Here is a 21,271-nt window from a genome sequence, read left to right as displayed (position 1 = left end):
CCTATTTGTACCGATACCCGTAGTATTTATAGTCGTAATAGTAGGGCAGGGCGCCCTTCGTGTTGTTGATGACCACACCCGCCAAGGGGGCATCCACGTCGCGAAGGATCTCCTTCCCTCGAAGAACGACCTCCCGCGGCGTTTTTCCCGCCATAATCACGAAAAGAACGGCCGACACCGAACCGGCGAGCACCATTCCGTCGCTCACCGGAAGCAACGGGGGAGAATCGATCACCACCGTGTCGTAGAGGGCGGCGAGCCGCCGGAAGAGCGGTCCGACATGCTCGGAATCGACCAGCGCGGACGGGCTTTTCACCATCGATCCGCTGGTCAGGATGAAGAGGTTCTCCTGTGACGTCGGGCGGACCACTTCCTCCGGTTCGGCGGTCCCGCGAAGCAACTCCGTCGCCCCTCCCCGCAGAGGGAGGCCGAAGAGGCGATGCATGCGGGGCCTGTGGAGGTCCATGTCCATCAGAAGCACGCGCCCCTTCTCCTGCCGGGCGATCGTGACCGACAGAAAAGCGGCGGTGGTGGTTTTCCCCTCCTCGTGTTTGGCGCTCGTCACCATGAGAGGAGAGATCGCCTTCCCCGCCTGTTTGTAGCGGAGGCGCGAGTAAAGACGGCGGAACTCGATGGCGCTCGGCGCCTCCGGGTCGTAGCCTTCCAGGATTCGGGTCTCTTTCATCGCCCGGCCTCCCCTCCCCCCGAAGCGGCCGTCGCCGAGCCGGCGTGCCCGCTCTCCCGGGCGGACTCTCCCCCGTCGTTCCCCTCATCCCCGCCGCCGCCGAAGATGAACCATCCGATCAGCGCGCCGATCAGGATGCCGCCGACGATGGTGACGATCAGGCCGCGGCGAAGACGGTTCTTGGGGTCGGGCTCGAAACGGAACTCGATTTTGGGGATCGTTCCCAGAATCGGCGCGCCGACCAGTTCCTCCGCGTCCCGCACGTCCTTGACCGACGTGTCCATGTATTCCCCGGCGATCACCAGCGCCGAACCGAGGGCGATGCCGAGGACCACCGCGAGGGCGTACAGCTGCGGCTTGTTCGGGCGAACGGGGCTGCTGGGCCAGCGCGGCGGCTTGATCACCTGCAGGCTGCGGTTCAGCTGTTCACTCTCCACCGCCTCGGAGATGCGCGTCGAGGTGGCCTGGCGAACAAAGGACCGGTAGATCTCTTCGTTGATGCGGACCTGCTCCTCGAGGAATTGGAGCTGCTGGTCCCGGCGGCTGATGGCGCTCGGCGAGAGACCACCCCCTCCGGGCGATGTCTGGCGCATCAGCGCGCCCTTCCGCGACTCCAACGACCCGATCAACACCCGGTCGAAGGCGGCGGTGGCGGCCAGTTCCTGTTGCCGGCCGGGACGCCCCGCGAGAAGCGTGCGCGCGGAACGTTCGAGGGCGTCGCGGATCTCCTGACGGGCGCCTCCGATGCGCGAGTTGTGCGCGATCACCGAGGGATCATTCCAGGATCGTTCCAGTAGAAGGAAACCGAGTTGTTTCTCCAGAGAGACGAGCCTCTCCACGCGGAGGGCGATCTCCGGGCTCACCGTCTCCTGAAAGTCCTCCACCCGGTATCCGTAGGACTGCTCCAGGATCGCGCGGGTCTCCTGTAGGTCCTCGGTGATCCGCAGGATCTCGAAGCCGGTCTCCTCGGCGAGGCGGTCCACCACGTTCGGATCGACGCGGGTGACCGGCTCCCCCTGGTCGCTCACGCGGTGGGTTTCCAGAAAACGGTCCAGCTCGCGCTGCGCCTCGTCCACCTTGTCCTTGTAAAGGCGCATCTGCTCGTCGGTGAAATCCGAGGCGGCCCGTATGCGGGAGAGTTCCTCTCCCTGCACCATCTCGAAGAGATCGGCGTTGATCCTCTCCGCCAACTCGTAGAGAAAGCGGGGGTGCCTTCCCTCGATGGTGACCTGGTATACGCTCGGCCCGGCCAGGTTGATCTCGATCAGGCTGCCGAGCCAGCCCGTGGCGTCTTCGCGGACGATCGCCTCCACGCTCTTCGGGTCCCCGGTCAGCCTCTTCTTCTCCGCGGCTTGCTCCAAACGGTCCGGGTTCTCCAGTACTCCCATCTCCTCGGCCACGTTGCCGAGAAACTCCGGGGCGAGGACCTTCATCCGGAGAAGGTTCGCCTGCTCCATTCGGTCGTCCCGGCGCTGGCTTCCGCTGGAGCGCGATCCGGGAAGGAGGTGACTCTGCACGTCCCGCGTGAGCGAGGTCTGGGACTCGAAGAGGATCGTCGATTGCACGCTGTAGATCTTGGGGAGGCTCTCGATCAGGAAGATGGAACCGCCGATCACGACGAGCAAGGGGAGCAGCAGGTGCCACTTCCTTTTGGCCAGGATCTCCCCCAGGACCCGGGGGTGGATGGATTGACGGGAATCGTCCATGGCGGATCGCCCAGCCCGGTGGTCAGTTGTTCGAGATCCGGTCCACCAAGAGGTAGACGGTGACGAGGCTCGTCAACGTGGACAGGGTCGGCCTGACGTCCTCGAAGAAACGGCGGAAGCGGTTGCTGCTCCGGAGACCCACTTCCACGGTGTCCCCCGGCCGCAGGGCCGGGTTCGCCCGGAGGTCCCCCCGCCGGAGATAATCATCCAGGTTCACCTCCTGAACGACCCGCCTCTCCCCGTCCGCCCGCACGAGACGAACGTGCTCCACGTCGGCGAACTCGGTCACCCCTCCCGCGAGCAGGATGGCGCCGATCAGATCCTCCCCCGGCCCGACGAGGAACATCCCCGGGGTCCTCACCTCACCGTACACGTAGACCTTGTTCGTGGAGAACGCATCCGGTCCCTCCACGTTGGTGCGCGGGATGTACACCGTATCGCCCGGCTGAAGCCGGGGAAGGGCCGTCTCCACGGCGCCGAGAAGGAAAGCGTTGAGATCCACCGGAATCGAGCGCCTCCCTTCGCCGTCGCCGCGCAGGATTCTCACCTCGCGCAGATAGGCCATCCCCGTCGGCCCCCCAGCCTTCATGATCACGGACCAGAGATCCGGTATCTCTTGAAAGGCGAAGGGCCCCGGATGAGCCACTTCGCCGAAGACGAAAATCTCCCGGCTGTTGTACTCGACGACGACCACCTCCACCTGGGAGATGTCCCGTTTGTAGAGCGAGTACCGTTCCGTCAGGATGCGGGAGAGCTGCGCCGGTGTATACCCGGCCGCCCGGATCGGTCCGACCAAAGGCAGGACGATCGTGCTGTCGATGCCGACCTCCACTTCTCGATCCAGGCTCGGCTCCTGCCAAACCGAGACGCGGAGGATATCCCCGACGCCGATGGTGTACACGTTCAGGCCTCTCTCCTGCGCCGAGGTCTGAACCGCCGCGGCGAGGAACAGCGCCGCCGCGAATCCCTTCAGGATCCCGTCTCGTGTCATAGGTCGCCCTCTTCCGGCCGGAACATGCGGGGCTCCCGCCCGCCGAACCGCCAGGGGGAACGTACAACGCCGGGATCAAGGTGTCAAGCCGGGAACGAGCCGTATCTCCTTGTCTCGTCGTCACCTCCGCCGCCGGCCCTTAAAAGACCGGTGGCGTCTTCCCGCTCTGCCGCACCCGGAAGCGGTCGATCCGATTCCGCAGAGTATTCCGGCTGATGCCGAGCAGCTGCGAGGCCTTGACCTGGTTCCCGCCGACACGCTCGAGGGCGAGACCGATCAGCGCTTTCTCGAACTCCCCCACCGTCCGGTCGTAGAGGGCGCCGCGGTTCTCGGCGGTGAGCGAGCCGAAGACCGGTTCGAGCACGTGCCGGAAGGAATCGGCGAGATCCTCCCCTTCCGACCCGGCGGCCTGATGAGATCCCCCGCGCCGATCCGAACCGACGGGCAAATCCTCCGGAGCGATCATGCCGGTTTTGCTCAGAAGCACCGCGGTCTGGATACCGTTCTCCAGCTCACGGACGTTTCCCGGCCAGTCGTGTTCCCTGAGGAGTTCCAGCGCCGAGGGCGAAAATCCCCGTATCCTCCGCTTCGAGCGGAGCGCGTATTTTCTGAGGAAATGCTCCGCCAGCAGGAGAACGTCGTCCCCCCGCTCACGAAGAGGAGGCAGGAAGATGGAGACGACCTTGAGCCGGTAGAAGAGGTCCACACGGAAGGTCCCCTCCTTCATGCAGCTCACCAGACTTTTATTGGTGGCCGCCACGACACGCGTGTCGGTCCGCACGGTCTCCCTTCCTCCGACGCGCGTAAAGGCCTGTTCCTGCAGGACCCGGAGCGCTTTGCTCTGGATCGGCATGCTCATGTCGCCGATCTCGTCCAGGAAGATCGTCCCGCCGCTCGCCTGTTCGAATTTCCCCGTCTTCCGGCCGAGGGCGCCGGTGAAGGCGCCTCTCTCGTATCCGAAGAGTTCGCTTTCGAGGAGCGTCTCCGGGATCGCCGCGCAGTTGACCGCCAGGAAGGGTCCGTTCCTGCGCCGGCTGTTTTCGTGGATCGCCCGCGCCACCAGTTCCTTGCCGGTGCCGCTCTCTCCCTGGATCAGCACCGCCGCGTCCGACGAGGCGACCTGCCCGATCCGTTTGTAGATCTCCACCATCTCCGCGCTGCGCCCGATGAGCGGATTCCCCTCGCCGGCGCGGATTTCCGTCCCCTTCTCCTCCTCCTCCCAATTTTCGTCCGGAAGCGAGACGTGAAGGGCCTTTTCGATCGCCGCAAGAGTTTTCTCCGTGTCCAACGGCTTGGCGAAATAGTCGTAGGCCCCTTCGCGCATCGAGTCGATGGCGTCCTGCGTGTTGGAATGCTCCGTGATGATGATGACCGGGATCGCCGAATCGATCCGCTTGATCTGCCGGAGGATCTCCGGTCCCGACATGGTGCGGAGCGCCAGCTCCGATATGACCAGGTCGGGCCGTTCCTCGTGGATCCTTCCCAGCGCCCGTCGCTCGTCGGTGTAACTCAGAACCTGGTATCCCCGGTTCTTGAGCGACGACTCCAGCTTGCGGACCGATTCTTTCCTGCGGTCGATGATCGTGATGTTTTTCAGGGCGTTTCACCTCCCGCGACCACCTTGGCGGGAATAGAGGAAAGCAAGGGTTGTACCGATTTCGATTCGTTCTGTTCAAGAAAGGGGCAAGGCCCATGTGGCGTTTTTCGGTGGTTTCGAACCGTTTTCGGTTAATCCTGAGGGGGAGGAAGCGGGAAGCCCGAGTGAGAGGGGCGCGTCTTGCACCCCCGCACCGTTGCGATGTGCCATGAAAGAAGCGCCGGGGGGGAAAGGCCCCGCTCCGGCGCCGGAATCCTTCGATGAAGGGGAAGGACCCTTGCGGTGGGCGTGAAAAAGAGGGTCTCTCCGGCGCCCCACCGCCCGCCGGAGAAGGGTCAGCGGAGGACCGCCGTTCGGCCCACGTGATACACTTCGTCCCCCCTCTTGACGACGAAAAGATAGACGCCGGAGGCGACGGGGACGTTTTCCTCGTTGCGGAGATCCCAGCACCAGACCGCCTCGGCGCCGGTCCCCTGCGGTTCCTCGATGGTTCGCACGGGCTCACCGGTGACGGTGTAGATCTCGATCCTCACTTCGCCGTCCGTCGTGTCGATGGAGGCGACGTCATGGAAGGCGACCGTCTCCTCGGAGAGCGAGGCGCAACCCGGCTCGGTCTCCTCCCCCCAACGGTAGGGGTTCGGGTACGCCGTGATCCGCCGTTCCTCATTGCCGTCGTCGCTCTGATCCGCGGTGGTCCAGTCGACCACCAATTTGCAGATCCCTCCGCCCCAGGTGGAAATCCAGATCTCCTCCTCGTCCAGATCGTTCTTTACGATCTGAAGGGAGGTGATCCAATCGCTGGTGAGGCTCGATCCGCGCTGCGAGTTCGCGATCACCCTCCAAGGTTCCAGCCAGGTCTCTCCGTCGGCGAGAAGGCAGGCCAGCCCCCCACCGAAGGTGCCGACCCAGGTGTTTCCCCTGCCGTCGAAGGCGATCGCACGCACCCGGTTGTCCGGCAGGGAGCCGCCGGTATTGAATTCCGTATAAACGGTCCAGATCGAATCCGGGATGGAGAAGCGGACCAGGCCGCCGAAGGATCCCACCCAGACATTGCCCTTGTCGTCGGCGCGGATGGCGTAGTTGCTGTTGTCGGGAAGCGGAGAGGTCTCCTTGAAGAAGGAGCGGCAGCGATCATCGCCGGCAAACGTCAGCGTTCCAAGGGTGTTCACGGCGTGAATGCCGTTGGCTTCCGTAGCGAGCCACACACGGCCGTCGCTGCTGAAGGTGATGTCCACGGAGGACGGTCCGAGGTTTTCGTTGTCGTTGGGAATACAGGGAGGAACGAGGCTCCCCGGGTTCTGTTCGTCGTCCAGGCTGTCCACCACGCCCACGCCGACGCGCGTGATCGCCGCCCACTTGTTGTTGTCCGGGTCCACCTCGACGCTGAACACCGCTTGGTTCCGCGGCTCGATTCCGTCGGCGCCGGAGAGGTCGAAAAACTGCAGGTCTTCCGTGCCGGGAACGCCGGTGACGGAGGCGGCGATCTTGATCAGGTTCCCCGGCGTTTCGCCGACGCGGCGGACGCCGAACCAGCGGTTGCCGGCGCTGTCGATCGCCACCGCGTCCACGTCCACCATCGTGGTTCCCAGAATCGTTCCGCCCATGGCGTACCAGGTGTTCCCCTTCAGAACCGAAATCCCCCGCCCGGGCGAATCCGGTCCCTCCACGTTCCCCTCCATGGCGCACCAGATGTCGTGGTTTCGATCGATCGCCAGTTCGCCGACGTAGTTGCTGGAGATGTCTCCGGAAACGACGTGGGGCGCCCAACGCCGCGTGGCGGCCTGCCACTCGAACATGAAGCGCCGGGAGTTGCACGCCCAGATGTCCCCCCCCTCGTCGATCAGGATCGATTCCGTGGCGTCCACGTTCCCCATCGGCGTTCCGCTCACCTGCTGCACCTGCTGGAACATGTTCCGGTACGGCCCGTTGTTCGTGGCGAACCATGGGACATCCGCCCCCGACGAGTCCTCGAAGGCGATCGCCCGAACGGCGTATGGCCGGAGCGCGACGAAATCCAGGGGCTGCGAGGCTTCGCCGTCCACCACCCAGGCGATCCCGTTGGGCGTGCCGACCCAAACCTTGCCCGTGCGATCGACGGCGAGGGAGATCACCTCCATCGAAGGGAGATCGTCCGTCTCGGGCCGGTAGTTTCTTACCTCCCCCCGGCTGTACCGTGAGAGCCCCTTGTCGGTGCCGAACCACACCTTCCCCCCCCCCGAGGTAATGCTGAGGATGTTGTCGGAAATGATCCCTTCCTTGTCCTGGGTCACCACCGATTTCCTCTCTCCGGCCTCGAAGAGGGTGGCGCCGCTCTCGGTCCCCACCCAGACCGAATCGCCCACGGCGTAAATGGTGTTCACCTTCTTCCCGGAAGTGAGGAGCAGTCCCTCGAAGGAGCTGATGACGCGCCACCGTCCCTCCGCGTCCAGAACGGAAACTCCCAGGTCAATGTCGCCGTGGCCGAACCACTTGTTCCCCAGGCGGTCCACCGCCACGGAAACCACGTTCACGCTCGGCAGGCCGTCGTTCGGCAGGATCGCCTCGTACTGTTGCTGAACCGTGTCCCAGCGAAGTCCGCCTCCACCGGTGGCGAAATAGAGATAACGCCCGTCGCGCGCCGCTTGCACGACGCTCCTCTGGCTCAGGTACACCTCCCAGCTGTCCTCCCCGGCGACCGCCGCGGGGAGCAGGAGAAGGAAAAGCAGGACCGTCAGGAACGGCTTTTTTTTGATTCTCATGGAGCGGTCTCCTCACTCGCCGGCGCCGAACGGAAGAGGCGATGCAGAAGGATCTGCAGATCGAATCCGATCGACCAGTACTGGAGGTAGTACAGGTTCAAACCCACCGGGTCCCGGAAGGGGACCCACGAATGGTCGGCCCGCGCCGTCACCGGAACGATGCCCGGCTTCATGGTAACCAGAAGGCGCTGCCATTCGTCAAGGAACCTTCCCGCTTCCGGCTCTTCCGGGAAGGGACCGACGAAGGAGAAACGCCCCGCCAGCACCGCCCCGAGCGCCGGGTAGGCCGCGAGGAAGGGGAAACGGCCGTAGAGGCTTCCGAGGGCGCGCGCCGCACCCGCCGTTTCGCCGGGCGAGGGAACACGGAAGAGGAGGAGACGCTCTCGGACGCCGCGGAAATGGACGCGCTCCTCGCGGCGGAAGACGGGACGCGCCCCGCCGATCAGCGCGGCGAGCGTGATCAACGCCGCCGGAATCGCTCCGGCGATGAGAAGCACGACGCCGAGAAGAAAGTCGAAGAGCCGCTTTCTGCCCGGGCGCAGCCGGATGAGAAGCCGTCTCTCGAAACGGAGAACCGGCAGATTGAGAAACGCCTCGGCGCGCCCCCGGGCGATGGTCATCGATTCCAGATCGGAGAGAACCCGCACCGTCACCGGCGCGTCGGGGAGGCGGAGAAGGAGGCGCGTCACCAGGGGGAGAGGATCTCCGACGCCGGCGTAAAAAACATCCGTGATCCGGTGGTCCCGCACGATGCGGGGAAGCTCGTCCACTCCCCCCAGGACCCTCCGCCCCCCCGTCTCCTCCCCATCCTCCCGCACGAAACCGACCAGGTCGTAGCCGAGTTCACGGAAGGTGCGGAGCTGATCCGCCAAGCCCGCCGCCAGGTCGTTGGTGCCGACCACCACCGCACGGCCGAGATCGTACGCGCCCCGGCGGAGATCGGCGTGGAGCCGGTCGAGGAGGCTCCTTCCCAGAACGAGAAAGAAGACGAGGAGCACGAAAAAGATGGTGACCAGGATCCGTGAGTAAATGTGAGCCTGCGTGAGAAAGGTGGCGGCGGTCACCACCAGATAGGCGATCCCGACGGCGCGGAGCGCGCAGACGATCCGATCCACCACCGGACCGGGACCGGCGGGGGCCACCCTCTCCCGATAAAAACCGCTCGTGCCGAGGCTGAGCAGCGTGATGAGGTTTACGAAGACCAGGAAAACGCCGTAGGCGCCGAGCGCCCACACCGGTTTGCTCGGGAAGAACGCCTCCACGAGGCGGCGCAGGCCGTAGGCGGTCAGGAAGGCGAGGTTGATCATCGCCGCGTCCATGCCGAGGGAGAGGATGAAACGCGCCCAGTGGCGGCGCGCCTTCCATCGGTACACGGCGTGGCTCCATTTGTCGTAGAAACGGAACATGCTCCCCAGATGAGAGCGGGTTTGGCGGCTCCAGAGGCGGCGCGCCGAATCCCGCCTGTGGGCGTGGATCATCTCCGCGTCGGCCACGTAAACCACGCGCCACCCCTGCGCCTTCATCCGGTAGCACCAGTCGACGTCCTCGAAGTAGAGGAAGAAGCGCTCGTCCATGGCGCCCACGTCCTCCACCGCGCTCCGGCGGACCAAGAGGCCGGCGCCGAGCATCCAGTCCACGTCGCGCACCGAGCGGTGGTCCCAGTCGAGCATCAGGTGTCTGCGGATCACCGGACTGTCCGGCCGGAGACGGCCGAGGGGCGTGCGCCGGTAGAGGAAGGTCTTCCATGTATAAAAAGTTCTACAGGAGTGTTGGAGCGTTCCGTCCGGGTTCAGCAGTTTCGGTCCGGCGATCCCCACCTCGGGGTGCTCCATGGCGTATTCGAGAAGACGGTCCAGGCTCCCCTCGGTCACGCGCACGTCCGGGTTCAGCACCAGGAAGAACTCGCCCCGAGAGGCGCGGATCCCCTGATTGACCCCCCGGGAGTACCCCACGTTCTCGGCGTTCTCGATCCGCCGCACCTCCGGAAAGAGTCGCTCGATCTCCTCCGGACTCCCGTCGGTGGAGGCGTTGTCCACGACGATGGTCTCATGCGCGTGGGAGGGAGGGTATTCGCGTAGAGATCGGAGCGCCTCGAGAATGTCGTCGCGGGTGTTGTAATTGACGAGAATGACGGAGAGGCGCACCTCTTCCCCGCCGGTGGGAGCGGTCCCGTTCACGGCCGTCCCTCCCCACGGCGGAGCCCGCCCATGCGGAGTCTCCAGACCATCCAGACCGCCTCCCAGATGATCCGCTTCGACATCTTCGACGAGCCGGAATGGCGATCCACGAACACGATGGGGATCTCGCGGATCCGATAATTCGCGCGCCAGCATCGATAGTTCAGCTCGATCTGAAAGCTGTACCCGTCGGAGCGCGATGTTTCGAAGCGGATCTTCTCCAACACTTCACGACGGAAACATTTGAACCCGCCCGTGGCGTCCAGAATCGGCATGCCCGTAACGATTCGCGTGTACAGGTTCGCGCCGTAGGAGAGGATCAGCCGTGAGATGGGCCAATTGATCACGTTCACGCCGTTCATGTAGCGGGAGCCGAGCACCACGTCCGCCACCTGCGCGGCGCGGAGGAAGTCGGGGATGTACTTGGGATCGTGGGAAAAATCGGCGTCCATCTCCATCACGAGGTCGGCGCCCAGGTCGAGTGCGCGGCGGAACCCGTCGCGGTAGGCGGAGCCGAGTCCCATCTTGCCGGGACGCTCCAGCAGGTGCACGCGGGGAATCCTCTCCGCCATGGCGCGAACCACATCGGCGGTGCCGTCGGGGGAGCTGTCGTCCACCACGAGCACCTCGACCCCCTCGGAGACGGCGAGAACCTCCGGGAGAAGACGCTCCAGGTTCTCCTTCTCGTTGTACGTGGGGATGACGATCACCGTTTTCACGTCAGGGCACATCGGTGGATCTCCTCCGGCGGTCCGCCACCACCACGGCCGCCGCGCCCAGCACCAGCAGGGCGACCGCGAGGAGCGTGACCGCCCGGGCGGCGACGAAGGGCCCAGACCGATAATAGAGAAGGACCTCGTGCTCTCCCGACGGGACGGGCACGGCTTGGAAGGCGTAGTCCGCCCGCAGAAGAGGCGCTTCTTCCCCGTCCACGAGGGCGTGCCAATAGGGGAGCCATGCATTGGACAGGAAGAGGATCGAGGGCCGGCGGGCGTTCACTCCGATCCGCAGGCGGTTCGGGCCGTATTCGGACCAACGGACCGGAAGGATCCCCGCCGCGTCTCCCCCATCGAAGGAGGGGAATCCGGGGTCCTCCTCGAGAAGAACGATGCGGCGCGGGTCGAAGTTCTCTCCGCGGATCCGTCCGATCATCCCGCTCGGGTCCCTCATCACCTCGTGTCCCTCCACCAGGAAGGCCCGCGGAAAAACCTCCCGATTCTCGTAGAGCACGCGCCCCCCCTCGCTCGCCCTCTCCACGAAGTCCGGGTGCCGGAGCCCGGGGGCGGAGAGGAGATACTTGATGTTCAAAAGGGCCAAAACGTTACCGCTGTTCAGATTCCGCGGATCGGAAAACTCGTCGTACCAGCGGATTCGGTTGTCGAAGAATCCCCGCGCCGCCTCGACGCCGAACACGCCGAAGAGGTTGCCGTGGAGCCCCTGGATGTTCGAGAGGGCCCGGAAAATGCCGGGGTCCTCCCGCATGGTCCGGATCGTCGCGTCCTCCCGGACAAAGTCCTCCAGGGGAACGGTTTTCACGAAATCGCGGTCCGTTTCCCCGGAAACGAGGAAGACCAGAGCCGCCAGAAGGAGGGCTGCCGCCTCCACCGGCCACCGCGAGCGGCGCCCGAACTCCACCACGCCGGCGAAGAGCGCCGTCGCGACGAGGAGGAGCAGGATCTGGAGCTGCGCCGTCGGCGCGTTTCGCATCGCGGCGGCGACGCGTTCGGCCGGCATGTTCTTGTGGAAGAGCGCTCCCCAGCCGCGGAAGAAAGGCTCGCCCGCGGATTGGAAGAGCAGGAGGAGCAGAAGAATCCCGCCTCCCGTCGCCACGCCGGCCAGTATCCGCCGCCTGTCTTCCCCGCGAAGCCAGGCGTCCAAGACCCGGGCGGCGATCACGGCGGCGCCGAAGGAAAAGAGGAAGAGGATGGTGCTCGGCGCTCGGAAGAACTTCGGAACCAAATGATAGATGATCCGGAAGAAGGGGGTTTCCGCCCCGAGCCCGTAGATCAGCGTGACCAGAAGGAGCAGATACCAGAAAAGCAGATTCCGGTCCCTCCGAATGCGGAAGAGACCGGCGAAGGCGAGAAGCATGACCAGGAAACCGGGGGACTCGCAGTTCAGCTTGAAGGGGTTTTTCCCCCAGTAGCCGTCGAGATAGCCGCCGAAGTGCGGGACGAGTAGGGAGACCGCCTCTTCCCAATGGATCGACCAGCTGGTGGCGAATTCGTAGGTGACCCCGCCGGCGCGGGGAGAGAAGGCGCTCGTGTACCGGTAGGCGGGGTAGGTCTGCACCGCGCCGATCGCCGCCCCGAGGAGCGCGGCGACGACGAAGAGCGCCGCCGTTCGCGCGATCCGTTCCCTCCGCCCCGCCCGCCAATCGCCGATCATCCGCCAAAAGAAGCGGAAGCCGAAGGCGCCGCAGGCGAAGAAGGCGAGCTGCAGGTGGGCGGTGAGGATCATCAGCCCCACCGCGGCGCCGAAGAGGAGCATGTCGGCGAAGCGCGCGCGCCGGAGGAGGCGCTCGAGGGCGAGAAAGCCGAAAGGAGTGAGCGAAGCGACGAAGAGCTTGCCGTCGTGGCCGGCGTAAATCAGCGACACCAGATAGGGAGCGAACATGTATCCCGCTCCACCCACCAGCGCCGCCGGCCGGCCGATCTTCCGCTCCCGCGCGAAGAGATAGAAGAACCATCCGGCCAGGAAGACGTGAACGACCAGCTTGACGCCGATCGCGCGGTGCACCGGCATGAGGAACTGCAGGATCGTGGTCGGATAGAACATGTCGCCGCCCATGAGACCGTCCACCATCGGGATTCCGCCCATCAGGTAGGGGTTCCAGAGCGGCAGGCCGCCGATCTGCCGGGCGAGATCGGTGAACACTTTGCGCGCGGCGTACCCCATCGGCAGCGTATCGGTGCCGAAGAGCATCTTGTCGGAAAAGAGAAACGCCCCGAAGAGAATCAACGTGAAGAGAAGATAGACCGCCGGCGCGATTCGATCCCACGTGGAATCGTTCCAACGAGCGGTGAACCGTGCGGCTGCGGCACCCGACCCGTCCCGTTCTTTTTTACGCTTTCTCTTTTCTTTCATCGAGCGTTCTCCCCAGGAACCAACCGATCGCCGCGGCCCCCATCTCGGCCAACGTGATCCAAAGCCGCGCCGCCAGGGCGAGAACCACGGGCCCCGGCGGAGGTAGCGTGGAACCGAGCAGATAACCGAGCGCCGCTTCGCGGACGCCGAGACCGCTCGGCGTGAGGACACTGAGAAATCCGAGCGCCCAGGAGATGGCGGCGGCGCCGGAGAAGACGAGCAGCCGCGCGGGTTCCCCGACCGGCGGCGGCGGCGGCGCGCCCTCCAGCCGGATCGCCCGCGAGAGGAGGACCAGACCGGCGCCGTAGAGAATCCAACTCGCTCCGTAGAGGAGCGTCAGAGACGCCAGCCCCCGCCAGCCGATGCGGTAAGGAAGCGCCTGCCGTCCGAGCACGCGCGCGGCGAGGCGGAGCAGGAAACCGAACACCCGCGGATGCAGGAGAAGGACGAGGATCACCGCCCCGCCGAGAGCGAAGACCATCTCCCGCCCCGCCGGTCCGGGCCGCGCCGGGAGCGACGCCAGAAAGACGAGCGCCGAGGCGAGCAGCACCATCATCAACTCCACCACCGTGCTGACCGACGCGGCGCCCGCCCCCACGCCGGCACGCCCGGCGAGGACGATCCTCCCCATGGCGAACCAGACCTTGCCGGGGATGTATTTCCCCAGCTGGGAGAGAAACCAGATCCGGCAGGACTCCCGGAAAGGGATCTCCTCTCCCAGCGCGGCGAGCACTCTCTTCCACGCCCAGGCGGCGAGGGCGAAATAGGCCGCCGCGACCACGAAGGCGGCGACGAGGGGCGCCGGCTCCAAAGACCAGCTGTAAATGCCCGCTTCCCGCCAGCCCCGGATCAGGCTCCTGAGCAGAAAGACGAGCAGAGCCGCCGTGAGGGCCGCAGAAAAGATCACGCGCGCGATCCGTTTTCCCCTACCCCCTTTCATGGCTCAACCAGTCCGTCACGGCGCGAACGATGCGTGGGCAGGCTTTGCCGTCTCCGTACGGGTTGTGCCGCCGCGCCATCGCCTCGTACGCCTCGGGCGAGTCGAGCAGGCGGGACGCCTCCGCGACGATCCTCTCCCGATCCGTGCCGACCAGGCGCACCGTGCCCGCCTCGACCGCCTCGGGGCGCTCCGTCTTCTCCCGAATGACCAGCACCGGTTTGCCGAGTGAGGGCGCCTCCTCCTGCACGCCGCCCGAGTCGGTGATCAGGAGATGCGCCTCGTTCATGAGGTGCACGAAGCGGACATAGTCGAGGGGCTCGATCAAGTGGATCCTCTCCCGCCCCCGGAGGAGACGGTCGGTGGTACGCCGGACGTTCGGGTTCGGATGAACCGGATAAATCACCTCCAGGTCGCCGTAGCGTTCCGTGAGGTCGCTCAGGGCGCCGCAGATCGATTCGAGGGGCGCCCCCCAGTTCTCGCGGCGGTGCGAGGTGACCAGCACCCAGCGCCGGGAGCGATCCAAGCCGGCCGGAAGGAGTTCCTCCTTCCCCCCCTCCCCGGTCTCTCGGAGGGTTCGGAAGAGGGCGTCGATCACCGTGTTGCCCGTAACGTGGATGCTCTTTTCCGGCACCCCTTCGGCGAGGAGCGCGCGGCGCGCCGTTTCGGTGGGGGCGAAGTGGAGATCCGCGACCACGGTCGTGAGACGGCGGTTGATCTCCTCCGGGAAGGGATTGTGTTTGTCCCGCGTCCGGAGACCCGCCTCCACGTGCCCCACCGGCACGCGGAGATAGTAGGCGGCCAGCCCTCCCACGAAGGTGGTGGTCGTGTCCCCCTGGACCAGCACCAGGTCCGGCTTCTCCTCCCGATAGACCCTCTCCAGGCCGGGGAGAAGGCGGGCGATGGTTTCGAAGAGACTCTGACCGGGGCGCATGACGTTCAGGTCTTGGTCCGGTTCGATGCGGAAGAGGCGGAGGACCTCGTCGGACATCTCCCGATGCTGGGCGGTGAGAACAGTCACCACGCGGACCGGCGCGTCGCTCTCGCGGAAGGAGAGCACCACCGGCGCCATCTTGATCGCCTCCGGCCGGGTGCCGATCACCACCGCCACGGTCCATCGCTTACCCATGAATGTTCTTCCCTTCCAGGACCTCGCGGAAAAACGCCTCGTGGCGCTCCACCAAGGCGTCGATGCTCCATTTCCCCGCGACCCGCCGCCGTCCCTCTCTTCCGAGGGCGCGCCGCTCCTCTTCGGGACGCGCCAGGAGGCCGTTCACCTTCTCCGCCAGGTCCGCGGGATCGCCGCTCCGGAAGAGGACCCCGCAGCTTTCGTCGATGATTTCCGGCAGCCCGCCGACGCGGGAGACCGCCATCGGTCGCTCACAGGACATCGCCTCCAACGCCGAGAGCGACGTGGCCTCCACAAGCGAGGGGATCACCACAGCGTCGGCGGAGGAGAGGAGCGCCGGCAGTTCCCGGTTCGGAACGCCGCCGAGGAAATGCACCCGTTCTCCGATGCCGTGGCCGGCCACCCGGCGGTCCAGATCCTCCCGTTCCGGTCCGATGCCCGCAAGATACAGGTCACAGTCGTTCTTTTCCAGGATCGCGGGCATGGCGTCGATCAGGTAGCGGACGCCGTTTTTCTTCACCAGCCTCCGCGTGGTGACCAGGATCCGCCTTCCTTCCCCGCGTTCCAGGCTCGGCTCCACGGGACGGAAAAGCTCGGTGTCGATCCCGTTCACCACCGGCTCGATCCTCTTCCCAGGCGCCACGAGGCGGCAGGCGTCGGCCAACTCGTCGCTCGTGGCGAGAATCAGGTCCGCGGACCGGAGCATCGCGCGGAACACCACCCTCCAATGCGCCTTCTTCACCATGCGAAGAAAATGGGAGGAATGGATGGTGACCACCAGAGGGGTTCGGCGGAGCCATCGGACCGGGAGGACCGGCGGCACGGACTGGAATGTGTGGGCGTGCAGCATCTCCGCACCCCACCCCTCACGGAGCGCGGCCGGAAAGGAGGCGGCGGCGTTTACCGTCCAGCCGAGCGGGCTCCGGTTCGGCAGGAAGACCCGCCGGATCGTCATGTTCCCCTCCCGCTCCCGTACCGCCGATTCCGGCTCGGTGCGGGAGGTGACCACCCGGACCTCGTGCCCCCGCCGGGCGAGGCCGCGGCAAAGGTAATAGGCGTGGTTCTCGATCCCGCCGAGGCGCGGAGGGAAATAAATCGTTTGCACAAAAATTTTCAAGGTTGCTCCTCCTCGCGCAGGCGAAGCAAGTAGGTGTCTGGATTGGGAAGGTGGAGCACCACGTCGAAACGGTCCTCATGCTTTTGAACCGCCGGTACGAGATAGCGTCCGGTGGTCGCCGAGAGGTGGGCGACCACCACGTAATTCACCTGGTCGGCGATCATCTCCTCGAACACGCTGTCCGGGTCCCTGGACCACAGATAGGAAACGGTGCGACGCCGCGCGCGCACGTAGAAGAGGTACGGCTTGCGGCAACAGATGACGCTGGGCTCGGGCGTTTCGGTCCTCACCCAATCGGCGACGGCGAAGTAGTTCCGCCAGGGCGCCGGATAGCCGCGCGGGGCGAAGCCGGCCCGCACGTTGGACTCCGCCTCGCCGACGAGGAGGAGGAAGAGGAGCACCGCCAGCACCGGCTTCATCGGAACGCGGGGGATCCTTCCCAACGTCCGGACGACGCCGACGCCGAAGTAGTAAAGGATCATCGGGATCACCGGGAGCAGAAAGCGGATGCTCGCCCACACCTCCGGCCAGGCGAGACAGATCGCCAGGTAAGCCCCGGTGTACAGCTCGAGCGCACCCGGCCCCGCCCGCAGCCGGAGGACGAGGCCGAGGAGGGCGATGACCGTCACGATCGCGGAGAGAAATCCCGTGCCGCCGAAGCTTTTCGGTTTCAGCGGGGGGAAAAGAGAGGGCGCCACCGACCGTCCGATCTCGTAGGCGCCGTATGTTTCCGCGTTCGCCCGGACACGCTTGCCGAAGAAGTAGCCCGCGGTCAGCTTTTTTCCCTCCGGGTCGTAGGGATTTTGGAGGAGGAACTGGCGAACGTAGGATTCCCCTCCCTCCGCCGTCCGGTTCCGCACCGCCCAAGGGGTGACGGCCGCGACGAAAACCACCGCGAGAATCGCGGCGTAGCGAAAACGCCGGATAAAAAGGAGCCGCAGGACAAAAGCGGCGGCGAGAGCGACACCCACGGTCCGCGTGTAGTAGGCGGCGACGACGGCGATCACGGCGATCGCGAAAGCGCGCCTCCCCCCCCGCTTCTCCCACACGGCAAAGAGCAGGAGCGCGAGAGCGCTGAAGAAGAGATAGGGGATTTCCGAGAGAACCTGATGGGAGAAGTCGAGAAGCTGCGGGTTGAGCGCGGTGAGCGCCCCCCAGGCGGCGACCGCCGGGACGGAGAGCGTGGACGACAGAAGACGGACGAGTAGATAGACGGCGCCCGCGCCGAGGAGGAGCACCAACACCTTGGGGACGACGACGTTCCCGGGGGCGATTAAATGGGTTCCCGCGAGGAGAAGCGGAAAGAGAAAGGGATACTTGGTGTGCGCCGGCGGAACGGGCTCGTTGATCTGGCGGTACCCCTGTCCCGTGGCGATCGATTCCCCCAAGATCAGAAACTGGGCGTTGTCCCCGTTCAGGGAAAGGTCCGGGTCGAAGCGGAAGAGCGCCCCGGCGAGAAAGAGCACGGCCAGCAGCCAGGGGAGGACCGCGACGGGAAAGGGCTCCCGGGCGGCGGCCGGGGCCCCCTTTCGTCTCTCGGAAGAGGCGCGACGAGTCAACGGCCCAGCCGCCTTTCGATGGAGTAATGCGTCTCTTGGCCCGCGCGGCGACTGGCGATCATCTCCGCGAGCAATCCCGTGGAGAGGAACTGCATCCCCATGATAATGAGGAGGACCGCGAAGGAGAGGAGCGGTACGCGCCCCTGCACGTCCCCGTAACGGATCTTCAGAGACACCATGTAGAGGCTGATCATCACGCCGCCGAAGCCCATCAGGGAGCCGACGAGCCCGAAGAGGTGGAGCGGCTTGACGGTGAACTTGGTGAGGAGCATCACCGTCAGAAGATCCAGGAATCCGGCGAGGAACCGTTTGGGACCGTACTTGGAACGGCCGTGGCGGCGCGGGTGGTGGGTGACGACCATCTCGCCGACGCGGAATCCCTTCCAACCCGCCAGGGCGGGGATATAACGGTGCAGCTCGCCGTAAAGACGGACCTCGCGCACCACCGGCGCGCGGTAAGCCTTCAGTCCGCAGTTGAAGTCGTGGATCCGGATCCCGGTGACGGCGGCGGTCACCAGGTTGAAGAACTTGGACGGCACAGTCTTGGTGATCGGGTCGTGCCTCTTCTTCTTCCACCCCGACACGACGTCGTATCCCTCTTCGAGGCGCGCGATCAGCTTCGGGATCTCGGCGGGATCGTCCTGGAGGTCCGCGTCCATGGTGATCACCATCCGGCCGCGGGCCTCGCGAAAGCCGGCGTCCAGGGCGGCGGCCTTGCCGAAGTTGCTCCGAAACTTGATCGCCCGGACGCGGTCGTCGCCGGCGGCCATCTCCTCGATCACCTCGAAGGAGCCGTCGTGGGATCCGTCGTCCACGAAGAGGATCTCCCCCCGGTAGCCGCCGCGGTCCAATTCGGAGGCCACCCGCTCCTTCAGCTCGCGCAGAGAGGCCTCCTCGTTGTAGAGCGGAATCAGGACCGTCAGATCCAACTCCTCCTTCTCGACCTTCCGGAGCTCCTCCATGGTCCCTCCTTCCCGGCGCTTCGGTCCGGGGCTAGCGCGGAGTGCTCCGCGCCGCTCGATCGAGGCTTTGGAGCGCCGCCAGCACCGCCTGATCCCGCGGGTTCATGAAATAGGCTCGCTCCATCCAAGCCCGCGCCTCGGCGACACGCCCCATCCGGGCGTAGATCTCGCCCAGCTTCAGAGCGTATCCGGGACGCTCGGGCCGGAGATCGATCGCATGCGCGATGGCGGCCTCCGCCTGCTCCGTGCCGCCCAACTCATTGTACATGAATCCGATGAGATAGTACCCGTCCGCGTTATCCGGCTTCTCCTCGCGGAAACGTTGAAGAAGCGCGAGGGCGTCCTCCCAACGGCTTTCCTTGGCGACGTCCACCGCCCGCTCGAAGAGGGAGGGTTCGTAGTCGTTGACCCTCGCCCCATCGACCTCCGAAGGGAGCCGGAAGATCCCCATGGTGTCGGAGTACTTGCTCATGAGCGGATAGGAAAGCACCATGCTCCACGCATCGAAGATCGACGGGTAGTCGTTCTTGACGATCCCGTGGTCCCCCTGGCTCACCACCACCACGTGCGTGACCCCGTATTTACGGAAGACGTCCTTGTCCCCCAGGCCACCGAAATAGGGGAAGACGCGGATCGTGTTGTCCAGACCGAGTGTGGGGGCGTAGGACCCCATGAGGCGGGCGTTCGGCCCGAGCCAGTCGCCGAGGTCCCGGGAGGCGTCCCTCACGAGGTGCGTGCGCGTCTCCGCCCAGTAGACCCAGTTCCCGATGTTCAAGAAGAGGAGAATCGCCCCCAGAACGCCCGCGACAATCCGCCCCCGTTTCCGGTTGAGGGGAAAGCGCACGGGTCGGTTCATGCCGCGCAGGGAGAAGAGGCCGTAAGCGAGGACGAGAAGAACCAACGCCTCCGCCAGGCAGAAAAGGGCCAATTCGTCGTAGCGCTCTCTCTGAATGAAGAACTCGTAGACCCCGATTCCCCACGACGAGTTCCGCAGCTTCTCCAATGTCAGTGTGCCGAAGGCGGCGAGGGGTTGGTAGAAGAGAAAGAGAACCAAACCCGCGGTGAGCAGCCCGCCGAGAAGGGAACGCGGGTGCTTCCAGACGATCGGCCTCCCCTCCCACAAGCGTTCCAGGGCGCTCACGGCGAAAAACAGGATCGGGAAGGCGAGCGCCGAAAGATAGCGGGGGGCCGGGAGTTTCACCAAGGCGATCGCGAACCATCCGGTGACGAGCCAGAGAAAGAGGAACACCGTGGCCGGCGGCTCCTCCGTGAGAAAGCGACGACCGCGCGAGAGAAGCCCCACGAGGCCGAAAAAGCCGAGCAGGGCCGCCGCCGGCATCCGCTCGTTCATCTTGGTGTAGCTCCCCATGATGACGGCGTTCTGCAACACGGCACGGATCGTCGCCACCGCTCCGCCCCCGTGCTTGTTCACCGATTCGTGGAGCACGTGGGCGGTGATGTATTCGCCGTAGGGGAGAAAGAGCAACAGGAACCAGAGCGCCGCCACGATCGCCATGCCCGCCGCGGCGAACCGGGCGCTCCGCCGGCGCGGATCCCGCTTTCCTCCCGTCAGGAGATACGTCGCGAGAAGAACCGCCGGAAAGTAGTAGGCGTGCGCCTTGCCGAAGAGAGGCGCCGCCGCCGCGAAGGCGCCGGAGAGAATGACGTACCGTTTCCCCCTCTCGGAGAGACAAAAGAAGAGGAAAGAGAGCGCCATCAGAAAGATCATCGCCGGCTCCGCGATGGGGATCCTCTGAAACATGATCAGGAAATAATTGAAGGAGGCGGCGACCGCCCAGAGAAGCGCCTTTCCTTTCCCGTATGCGGCCCAGAGCGCGAGGGCGACGAGAAGGATCGACAGGGAGCCGAAGACCGTGTTCGGCCACGCCGCCTGGCGGCGCCCGACGCCGAAGGCGCGGAAGACCGGGTAGACCGCCATGTTGGAGAGCGGAAAGAGGGCGACGTCCCGGCAGTAATCGTCCTTCAGGATCCACTCGCCGAAAAGAACGGCGTTGCGGGCGTTGTGCACCACCACCGCGCCGTCGGTAAAGGGTCCCTGGCTCCAACTGATCGACGCGGGCGGATCCGCCCCGAGATCGAAGTTGCGGATTCCCCACCCGATGAGCAGCGACGCAGCCATCACCGCAGGGAAAGCCCAACGGGGAAAAGCCGGCAGGCGAGGCTTCTCCTTAACGGGCCCGGGTCGTTTCATCTTCGCCATGGGAACCCCCTCCCCGTTTTTCCTCCTCCCGTTCCTCCAGCTTTCTCTCGAGCAGGGCCACCGTTTGGGCCAGATTCCGGTTGTTCCGGGTGAGACGACTCAGAACGATCGAGAAGTGAAGAATCAGGAGCAGCATGAAACCGAAACCGACGAGAAAGAGCGCCGAGGGCGGGTAATAGACGCCCACCACGCGCGCAAAGGCATCGAGGATCCCCCGCCAGATCGACAGCAGGAGCAGCACCGCCCCGGTGGCGATCCAGAGAAGGCTGTACTCTTCGGCCAGTTTTCCCTTCCGGATCAACTCGAGAATGATCAGCAGAAGCGCCAGCGACCCGCCGATCGAGACGATCTGGATTTGGCTCATC

15 protein-coding genes are annotated in these 21,271 nt (G+C 65.3%); all 15 read right to left on the bottom strand.

The window, feature by feature from the left end; all coding sequences use genetic code 11:
* Nucleotide 1 precedes the first annotated feature (1 nt).
* On the bottom strand, nt 2-685 hold the full coding sequence (locus JW958_11110; protein MBN1826803.1) for a CpsD/CapB family tyrosine-protein kinase: 684 nt from the start codon (nt 683-685) through the stop codon (nt 2-4).
* On the bottom strand, nt 682-2,391 hold the full coding sequence (locus tag JW958_11105; GenBank protein ID MBN1826802.1) for a hypothetical protein: 1,710 nt from the start codon (nt 2,389-2,391) through the stop codon (nt 682-684). Before JW958_11105 ends, JW958_11110 begins: the two co-directional genes overlap by 4 nt.
* 22 nt (nt 2,392-2,413) lie before the next feature.
* Nucleotides 2,414-3,382 carry a polysaccharide biosynthesis/export family protein gene (locus JW958_11100; protein ID MBN1826801.1) on the bottom strand — a complete coding sequence of 323 codons (969 nt, stop codon included), beginning with the start codon at nt 3,380-3,382 and terminating at the stop codon, nt 2,414-2,416.
* Between the two features lie 139 nt (nt 3,383-3,521).
* Nucleotides 3,522-4,808 (bottom strand): sigma-54-dependent Fis family transcriptional regulator, encoded by a 1,287-nt coding sequence (locus JW958_11095; GenBank protein MBN1826800.1) that lies wholly within the window; start codon nt 4,806-4,808, stop codon nt 3,522-3,524.
* A gap of 506 nt (nt 4,809-5,314) precedes the next feature.
* Nucleotides 5,315-7,717, bottom strand: a complete 2,403-nt coding sequence (locus JW958_11090; GenBank protein ID MBN1826799.1) for a hypothetical protein — start codon at nt 7,715-7,717, stop codon at nt 5,315-5,317.
* Nucleotides 7,714-9,894 (bottom strand): glycosyltransferase, encoded by a 2,181-nt coding sequence (locus JW958_11085; protein MBN1826798.1) that lies wholly within the window; start codon nt 9,892-9,894, stop codon nt 7,714-7,716. Before JW958_11085 ends, JW958_11090 begins: the two co-directional genes overlap by 4 nt.
* Complete coding sequence (locus JW958_11080; GenBank protein ID MBN1826797.1) at nt 9,891-10,613, bottom strand: polyprenol monophosphomannose synthase; 723 nt, start codon at nt 10,611-10,613, stop codon at nt 9,891-9,893. The genes JW958_11085 and JW958_11080 overlap by 4 nt, the downstream gene beginning before the upstream one ends.
* A gap of 1 nt (nt 10,614) precedes the next feature.
* The gene (locus JW958_11075) at nt 10,615-12,981 is read right to left on the bottom strand and encodes a hypothetical protein (protein MBN1826796.1); all 2,367 of its coding nucleotides are present in this window, start codon (nt 12,979-12,981) and stop codon (nt 10,615-10,617) included.
* On the bottom strand, nt 12,959-13,888 hold the full coding sequence (locus JW958_11070; protein ID MBN1826795.1) for a flippase-like domain-containing protein: 930 nt from the start codon (nt 13,886-13,888) through the stop codon (nt 12,959-12,961). Before JW958_11070 ends, JW958_11075 begins: the two co-directional genes overlap by 23 nt.
* Before the next feature lie 19 nt (nt 13,889-13,907).
* Complete coding sequence (gene wecB, locus JW958_11065; GenBank protein ID MBN1826794.1) at nt 13,908-15,047, bottom strand: UDP-N-acetylglucosamine 2-epimerase (non-hydrolyzing); 1,140 nt, start codon at nt 15,045-15,047, stop codon at nt 13,908-13,910.
* A complete protein-coding gene (locus tag JW958_11060; GenBank protein ID MBN1826793.1) occupies nt 15,040-16,164 on the bottom strand; it encodes a glycosyltransferase family 4 protein in 1,125 nt (374 codons plus the stop codon). Before JW958_11060 ends, wecB begins: the two co-directional genes overlap by 8 nt.
* Nucleotides 16,161-17,723: a hypothetical protein gene (locus JW958_11055; GenBank protein ID MBN1826792.1), complete on the bottom strand. Its 1,563-nt coding sequence runs from the start codon at nt 17,721-17,723 to the stop codon at nt 16,161-16,163. Before JW958_11055 ends, JW958_11060 begins: the two co-directional genes overlap by 4 nt.
* Complete coding sequence (locus JW958_11050) at nt 17,720-18,652, bottom strand: glycosyltransferase family 2 protein (GenBank protein MBN1826791.1); 933 nt, start codon at nt 18,650-18,652, stop codon at nt 17,720-17,722. The genes JW958_11055 and JW958_11050 overlap by 4 nt, the downstream gene beginning before the upstream one ends.
* A gap of 64 nt (nt 18,653-18,716) precedes the next feature.
* A complete protein-coding gene (locus JW958_11045; GenBank protein MBN1826790.1) occupies nt 18,717-20,906 on the bottom strand; it encodes a tetratricopeptide repeat protein in 2,190 nt (729 codons plus the stop codon).
* On the bottom strand, nt 20,875-21,270 hold the full coding sequence (locus tag JW958_11040; protein MBN1826789.1) for a DUF2304 domain-containing protein: 396 nt from the start codon (nt 21,268-21,270) through the stop codon (nt 20,875-20,877). Before JW958_11040 ends, JW958_11045 begins: the two co-directional genes overlap by 32 nt.
* Between the last annotated feature and the right edge of the window lies 1 nt (nt 21,271).

The sequence above is a fragment of the Candidatus Eisenbacteria bacterium genome (assembly GCA_016930695.1).
In the GTDB taxonomy this organism is placed as follows: Bacteria; Orphanbacterota; Orphanbacteria; order Orphanbacterales; family Orphanbacteraceae; genus JAFGGD01.
Note: the sequence above shows the minus strand (reverse complement) of the source record. Positions and strands in the feature narration are given on the sequence as shown.